The organism is Nostoc sp. (assembly GCF_041747015.1).
In the GTDB taxonomy this organism is placed as follows: Bacteria; Cyanobacteriota; Cyanobacteriia; order Cyanobacteriales; family Nostocaceae; genus Nostoc.
The window spans coordinates 1-2,807 of sequence record NZ_JBGTFY010000004.1; the positions used below are offsets into that span (position 1 = coordinate 1).

The 2,807-nt window shown below is 42.8% G+C and carries 2 protein-coding genes; one reads left to right on the forward strand and one right to left on the reverse strand.

Going from position 1 to position 2,807, the window contains the following annotated elements:
- Window positions 1-131 precede the first annotated feature (131 nt).
- Window positions 132-482, forward strand: a complete 351-nt coding sequence (locus ACEW80_RS00310) for a histidine triad nucleotide-binding protein (RefSeq protein WP_373524681.1) — start codon at window positions 132-134, stop codon at window positions 480-482.
- Between the two features lie 110 nt (window positions 483-592).
- Here the strand turns inward: ACEW80_RS00310 and argJ are convergent, their stop codons facing one another.
- Entirely contained in the window at window positions 593-1,834 is a 1,242-nt protein-coding gene (argJ, locus tag ACEW80_RS00315; protein WP_373524682.1) for a bifunctional ornithine acetyltransferase/N-acetylglutamate synthase, read from the reverse strand.
- Window positions 1,835-2,807: the final 973 nt, after the last annotated feature.

Below are 2,807 nucleotides of genomic sequence, written 5' to 3' on the forward strand. Positions count from 1 at the left end.
TTCTCTAGCTTCCTTTACCGATGTGATTTTTGAGATCAGTAATCATCTGGAATACTTTGTGAGGATGTCGTAAGGCACTTATATGTATAAGAAACCTTTAAAATCTTTAGCAGATGAGTAGGTAGATTAGCATGAGTAAAACTACAGAAACGATTTTCAGCAAAATCATTAGTCGGGAAATTCCCGCTGATATTGTTTATGAAGATGATTTGGCGCTGGCATTCAAAGACATCCACCCCCAAGCGCCCGTTCACATCCTCGTTATTCCCAAAAAAGCCATTCCCACACTAGCTGATGCTGAATCTCAGGATCATGCTCTGTTGGGGCATCTTTTGTTAACGGCCAAACGTGTTGCAGAAGTTGCTGGACTGAAAAACGGTTATCGAATTGTGATCAATATTGGTGATGACGGTGGTCAAACGGTTCATCACCTACACGTACATATCTTGGGAGGACGGCAGTTAGACTGGCCTCCTGGTTGATAAAACTGGATGAATTGCGTCTCTAGACGCAATTCATCACTAAAAAAAATCCCTATGTAATATTTCTTTACAAATTTCAATTTTATATTCAAATCCGGCAAGTCTAATCTTTAAGTCGTATATTCTGCATTAATCCTCACATAGTCATAACTCAAATCACAACCCCAAGCTTTACCTGAACCATGACCATTGCCAACACTAGCGGAAATTAAGACTGTATCGTTTTGGAGATAAGCACCGCCTGCTACTTGTTTTAAATAAGCACTTGCTGCGGCACGGTCAAAGGTTAAGGGTTGCCCATTTTCCAACATTAAGAAATCTCCTAGTTTAATTTGGAGGTTTTCTTGCTCAAATGGTACACCTGCACGTCCGGCGGCGGCGGCGATGCGTCCCCAGTTGGGATCACGTCCAAAGATTGCAGATTTAACTAAGGATGAGCCAGCGATGGTTTTGGCTATTTGTTGGGCTGAGACTTCATCATGAGCGCCAGTCACTTCCACTTCAATTAGGCATGTTGCACCTTCGCCATCACGAGCGATCGCTTTGGCTAAATGTTGGCAAACTGCTGTTAACATGGCCTCTAATTTCTCTGCTTCTGCGCCCAATTCTGTAATTGCTGGGGTGCGAGATTGACCATTTGCTAGGGCGATTAAGCTGTCGTTGGTGCTGGTATCACCATCTACGGTGATGGAATTAAAACTTCTATCAGCTGCCCTTGCTAACATCTGCTGCCAAAGGTGAGACGAAACCGCAGCATCACAGGTAATAAATGCCAGCATGGTTGCCATATTGGGGTGAATCATGCCGGAACCCTTGGCAATGCCGCCAATCCGCACGGGGCGGTCGCCTATAGTTGTCTCTAGAGCAATAGATTTTGTTACTAAATCTGTGGTGATAATCGCTCCGGCGGCGGCATCTGAGCCTGTTTCTGATAGTGCTGCTACTAGATGGGGAATTCCGCTTCGCAAAGCATCCATCTTAATTCTTTGACCAATTACGCCGGTAGAAGCCAATAACACAGATTCAGATGAGATGTTCAGTGCTTGGGCTATTGCCATAGCAGATTCTAGGGCATCAACCCAGCCTTGATTCCCTGTAGCGGCGTTTGCTTGTCCAGCGTTGCAGAGGATAGCACGAGCGCTATGTTTGGTTTGCAGGCGTTGGCGACAATAGTCTACGCAGGCAGCTTTAACCTGGCTGGTGGTGAATACACCAGCTGCTATCGCTTCTACATCTGAAAAGATCAAAGCTAAATCTGGCAACCCCGAAGGTTTCAGCCCGGCGGTAATTCCTGCCGCCTGATACCCCCTTGGTGCTGTGATGCCACCTGTTATTTTTTGCCAATCTGCCATGATTATTCCTTACAACTATCAGGTTGGATGGGTCGGTACGTGCTTTGGAAAAGTGCTGAGTTAAGAGTTATTATTCTCTCCCTGCTCCCCAGTTCGCAGTTGCTTTTGTTGTGAGTTTATTTGCTGATGGTAATAATAATGCACTAGTTGGCGATTGGCATCATTATTTTTACCTTTCTTATGACGAAAGACAAAAGCAAAGAAGGAGAGCTACTTAAGTCGCTCTCCAGATCATCAGGGTGCATCTACTTACCAGAGCATACCATCTTAGGTATGAGGGTTGTGACCACTTTTATTGTGAAGATTCTATGAAGAAACAACGTCTAAAGCCCCCTTTTTTAAGTAGGGCTGTTTCACTCCCTAAAACAACAAGTGTTGAGGGGATAAAATCTTATGGGTGCAAATTTGATTGAACATCTGCGACTTGTGGAAGATTTTAGAACGAAAGATGGTCGAAGACATAGACTGTGCTTGGTATTATTGTTTGTAGTAATGGGCACTATGAATGGATACGTCGGGTATTATGCATGAGGAGATTTTGTCGAACGGTATAGTCAGGCATTGATTCAAGCATTTGGAATTGAAAAACATGGTGTTCCTTCTTACTCAACGAGCCGACGTGTGGTGATGGGAGTAAACTTCGATAAAAAGCGTAAAAATATTTGATCAGTGGGCGCAGAATTACGTTGAAATAGAAGAATCAGAATGGTTGAGTGCAGAAGGTAAAAATATTAAAGGCACAGTTAAATTGAACTAAACCAAGTATTTATGCATTTTTTGAATAATGCCATTGATGCAATAGAAAAGAGAGTAGGGAACTTTTTCTATTGTTTCTAGTAATAAGTAGGTGGGTGTGAATAATTGAGGGTTTGTAGTCAGAGATGGAGCCGCTTATTACCAGCCAATTTAATTAATTTTATATTGCGTAAAATAGTTTGATTTATTCTTGCCACTTACTTATTTTTATATAGGC